Genomic DNA, 4,271 nt, shown 5'->3' with positions numbered 1-4,271 from the left:
ACCACCCCATCGCGGTCATGCGCCTCGGCGACGACGCCGACCTGGAAGTCGATCACGACCAGTGCTGTGTTGGGTCGGTCTTGCAGCGTGCTCACGAACGGGCTCCCTCGATGTGGATGGTGCGTGTTGCCAACGCTATGACGAGCCACTGACAAGAGCCCACCCGACGGATCCGGGAGAGATTTTGCCGAGTTGTCATATCGTGGCGCCCCTTCGCATGCGATCGCGGCACGGGTCAGCTGAGGGAGGCTGAGCCGTGCCGCGACTTTGGCGTCAGTCCTTCTGGAGCAGCTTCGCTGCTTCCTGGACCTTCTCGCCGTACTCGCCGGCCAGAGCGTCCTTGCGGATTTGCTCCCGCATGGCCTTTCGTTCATCGCCGGCGGGCATCGCTTTGAGCTCCTTCAGGTCGGCCTGCAGCTCGTCGGGGAGCAGGGCGAAGAACGCGGCGTGCCGGTCGGAGCGCCGGTCGGCTCGCTTCTCGATTTTTTCGCCGTATTCGCCGGCCTTGGCATCTGCGCGCACCTTCTTCAGGGCGTCGATTCGAGCCTGTCCATCGAGAGCACGCGCCGCCTTCAGGTCCGCTCGCAGCTCCGCGCGGTTGGCGTCTGTGCCGGGTGCAGGCGTGTCGTCATCGGCGAGCTCGGTGCCCAGCATTGTGGCGGTCTGTTCGACCGTCGCGGGTTCGGGAGAGGAGCTCAGCCACAGCGCCGATACGAGCGCCGCAGCACCGGCAAATACGATCCCTGAGATCCAGAGCCTGCGACCCAGCACTGTCTTCAATGTGGAACTTGTCATCGTTTCAGTCCTTCACGGTCATGGTCGGGGGTTCCCGACGTCCATCACTTTTCAGGCCGCGGGCAAGGATCACGTCAAGCGAATGTTCGAGGATCGTAAGGATCAGGTGGACGCATGCGGGCTGGCACGTGTCTCCTGTTTCATGGGTGTGTGAAGACAGCGCCAGCCAAGGGTCTAGTCCTCGTCGTCGAAGACGAGTCCTCCATTGCTGACCTCCTGCGCCTCTACCTCTCGCGTGCCGGCTATGGCGTGCACGTTGAGCGTGATGGAGCGCGAGGTCTGGCGCAGGTGCAGGTCCTGCGCCCGGCTCTCATCGTCCTTGACGTCGGATTGCCGACCCTCGACGGAATCGAGGTGTGCCGCAAGCTCCGCGCCCAGGACGACTGGACTCCGGTCATCTTCGTCACCGCTCGAGATGACGAAGTCGATCGGGTCATCGGGCTCGAGCTGGGTGCAGACGACTATGTGACCAAGCCGTTCTCGCCGCGCGAGCTGGTCGCCCGGATCGGTACTGTCCTTCGACGAAGCAGCGGTGGCACTGGAAGCGCAGTCCTCGAGACAGGGTCGGTACGGCTCGATCCGGCAAGTCGGCAGGTGACGGTGAACGATCGCAACGTCACCTTGACGGCGACGGAGTTCGACCTCCTCGCCGCACTGATGCGTCGGCCCGGGATGGTGTTCACCCGAGAACAGCTTCTCTCAACGGTGTGGGGCGCAGCAGCGTATGGCGGCAGCCGTACGGTCGACGTCCATGTCGCTCAGGTTCGCGCCAAGCTCGGGGACGAATCACCCATACGCACTCATCGCGGCGTCGGCTACTCGGCGGGCAAACCATGAGGACGGTGCCGCTGTCGCGCCGGATCCTGCTCGTCACGCTGGCCGGTGGCGTGATCGTCGCACTGGTGGCTGGGGTGCTGACGGTGCCACTTGTACGCGATGTCGCCCGCGAGCAGGACAGAGAGCAGCTGGTTCGTTCGATCGAGACGTTCTCAGCCAAGCCGGCAGCGACGGCGAAGCTTCTTGCACAGGAGCAGAAGGTTGTGGGAGCGGACGATCGCCGCTACGCCGTCATCCGCCGCAATGGTGAAGTCACGGGCACGGCTGCGAACGATCTCACCGCTGACCAGATCAACACATTGTTGACGACAGGAACGCTCTCGACATCGGCGACAATCGACGGTCAAGACGTGCTGATCGAGGGGAGATCGACGCGCCGCAGCTTCAGTGCCGTCGCCGTGCAGCCCGTTGGAGACGTTGGCGAGGCGACCGCGGATCTGAGACGGCGCCTTCTGCTGGCACTCCTGTTGGGCCTCGCAGCTGCGGGCACGCTCGGACTCGTGATGTCTCGTACGCTCAACCGCTCCGTGGCGGATGCAGCCGGTGCCGCGCGCCGCCTGGCGGCGGGGGAGCGAGGCGTTCCGATCGCGTCGTCATCGGTGCGCGAGATCGCTGACATGAGTGGCGCGATAGCTGCTCTTGACACGGCCTTGACGTCAAGCGAAGGAAGGCAGCGCGAGTTCTTGTTGTCGGTCTCTCACGAGATCCGAACCCCCCTGACTGCGCTCCGCGGATATGCCGAGGCGCTCGCGGACGGAGCGATAGGAGCCGACGATCTACGGGCAACTGGCGAGACCCTGGTCGAAGAGACCGCCAGACTTGATCGATTCGTCGGCGATCTGCTCGAGCTCGCCCGCCTGGAGGCAGATGACTTCAGCATCGAGACGGTCGATGTCCCTCTGGACCGGTTGACGCACGATCTGCGGGACGCGTGGCGAGCGGTTTGCGATCGTGAAGGTATTTCGCTGCGGACCATGGGTGCGGGAGCCATGGTCCATACCGATCCGATGCGTCTGCGACAGCTTCTTGACGGTCTGGTGGAGAACGCGATCCGGGCCACTCCGCTGGGCGGTGAGGTCTCTGTTCGAACCACGGTCTCGACGACCGAGGTGGTGATCGAGGTTGAAGATGCCGGGCCGGGGCTCGACCAGGCGGACCTGATCAACGCCTTCGAGCGCGGCGTGCTGCACGCAAAATACCGCGACGTACGCAATGTCGGCACCGGGCTGGGCCTGTCGATCGCCCATCGGTTGGCCACTCGCATGCACATCCAGCTCGACGTGGGTAGGGCCCCAACCGGTGGCACGGTGTTTGGCGTGCACCTGCCGATAGGCTGAGCACGTGGTCTACCGCGCCTTCTTCGACGCCGTGTTCAGCTCCATGGATCCCGAAAAGGCGCACGAGCGGGGCTTCGCGGCGATCAAGGCCGGCCGCTTCGTCACCAAGTTCGCAATGCGCAAGACCCACGCCCCGCGAACCGTGATGGGCATCGAGTTCCCCAATGCGTTCGGTCTGGCCGCAGGCTTCGACAAGAACGCGCGCGCAGTCCCCGGCCTGCTGTCCCTCGGTTTCGGTCACGTCGAGATCGGGACGGTGACGGCTCGCCCGCAACCCGGCAATCCCAAGCCACGGCTGTTCCGCCTCGTCGAGGACAAGGCGATCGTCAACCGTATGGGCTTCAACAACGACGGTGCTGCGGTGGTCGCCGCCAGGCTCCATCGCCTGCGCCATAAGTCCGGGCGCGATGCCGTGATCGGCGTCAACATCGGCAAGAACAAGGCCACCGAGGCTGCTGATGCAATCGCGGACTATGTCGAGTGCGCACGACTCCTGGCGCCGCATGCGAGCTATCTCGTCGTCAACGTCTCATCCCCGAACACTCCGGGGCTCCGCGACCTGCAGGCAGTTGACGAGCTCCGTCCGCTCCTCGCCGCGGTCAAGGATGTCTGCGACCGGTCGCATGGCGGCCGGGTGCCACTGGTCGTCAAGATCGCACCCGACCTCGCTGATGCCGATGTCGATGCAATCGCTGATCTCGCGATGGAGCTTGGCCTCGATGGAATCAGTGCCACCAACACCACGATCGCCAGGCCCGACGAACTGCTGACGCCACTCGCCACCATCAAGGCCGCTGGTGCCGGCGGACTGTCGGGACCGGTGCTGGCTGGCCGCTCGACGGAGGTCCTCGTACGCCTCAAGCAACGCGTCGGGAACCGTCTCGCGATCATCTCCATGGGCGGTGTCACGGCGCCTGAAGACGTACGGGCGCGGCTCGATGCGGGTGCCGATTTGGTGCAGGGATACACCGGCTTCATCTATGAAGGCCCGCTCTGGCCATCGCGTCTCGCCGCAGCGTCCAAACGCCCCTGACGCAGGCGTGGACCCGATTTCGAAATCGGGTGGTTGACCGTGTATCTTGGGACGTCGGCTTGCCCCTTTAGCTCAGTCGGTAGAGCGTTTCCATGGTAAGGAAAAGGTCTTCGGTTCGATTCCGTAAAGGGGCTCTGGACTCGCAGCACTAAGAGTCCTTCGGACATGAGGCAACTCGTGCCCGCGGCTGGGTAGCTCAGTCGGTCAGAGCACACGACTCATAATCGTGGGGTCGCGGGTTCGAGTCCCGCCCCAGCTACCGCACGACA

General features: G+C 64.4%; 4 protein-coding genes and 2 tRNA genes. 5 read left to right on the top strand and 1 reads right to left on the bottom strand.

The annotated features are described in order from the left end of the window. Nucleotides 1-273: 273 nt before the first annotated feature. A complete protein-coding gene (locus V6M39_RS02100; RefSeq protein ID WP_332642003.1) occupies nt 274-795 on the bottom strand; it encodes a hypothetical protein in 522 nt (173 codons plus the stop codon). 150 nt (nt 796-945) lie between these two features. On the opposite strand from V6M39_RS02100, the gene V6M39_RS02095 reads away from it, so the two are divergent. The 5 genes from V6M39_RS02095 (at nt 946) to V6M39_RS02075 (ending at nt 4,261) form a co-directional block, all read left to right on the top strand. After that, nucleotides 946-1,632 (top strand): response regulator transcription factor, encoded by a 687-nt coding sequence (locus tag V6M39_RS02095; protein ID WP_332642002.1) that lies wholly within the window; start codon nt 946-948, stop codon nt 1,630-1,632. Beyond that, the gene (locus V6M39_RS02090) at nt 1,629-2,969 is read left to right on the top strand and encodes a sensor histidine kinase (protein ID WP_332642001.1); all 1,341 of its coding nucleotides are present in this window, start codon (nt 1,629-1,631) and stop codon (nt 2,967-2,969) included. The genes V6M39_RS02095 and V6M39_RS02090 overlap by 4 nt, the downstream gene beginning before the upstream one ends. Nucleotides 2,970-2,973: 4 nt before the next feature. Then, nucleotides 2,974-4,002, top strand: coding sequence for a quinone-dependent dihydroorotate dehydrogenase (locus tag V6M39_RS02085; RefSeq protein WP_332642000.1), 1,029 nt, complete (start codon nt 2,974-2,976; stop codon nt 4,000-4,002). 61 nt (nt 4,003-4,063) lie between these two features. Further along, nucleotides 4,064-4,136 (top strand) — tRNA-Thr (locus V6M39_RS02080). 51 nt (nt 4,137-4,187) lie between these two features. Then, nucleotides 4,188-4,261 (top strand) — tRNA-Met (locus V6M39_RS02075). Nucleotides 4,262-4,271 lie beyond the last annotated feature (10 nt).

It is taken from the genome of Aeromicrobium sp. (assembly GCF_036675695.1).
Lineage (GTDB): Bacteria > Actinomycetota > Actinomycetes > Propionibacteriales > Nocardioidaceae > Aeromicrobium.
The sequence above is the reverse complement of the archived record's forward strand: the minus strand, read 5'-3'. Positions and strand labels throughout refer to the sequence as shown.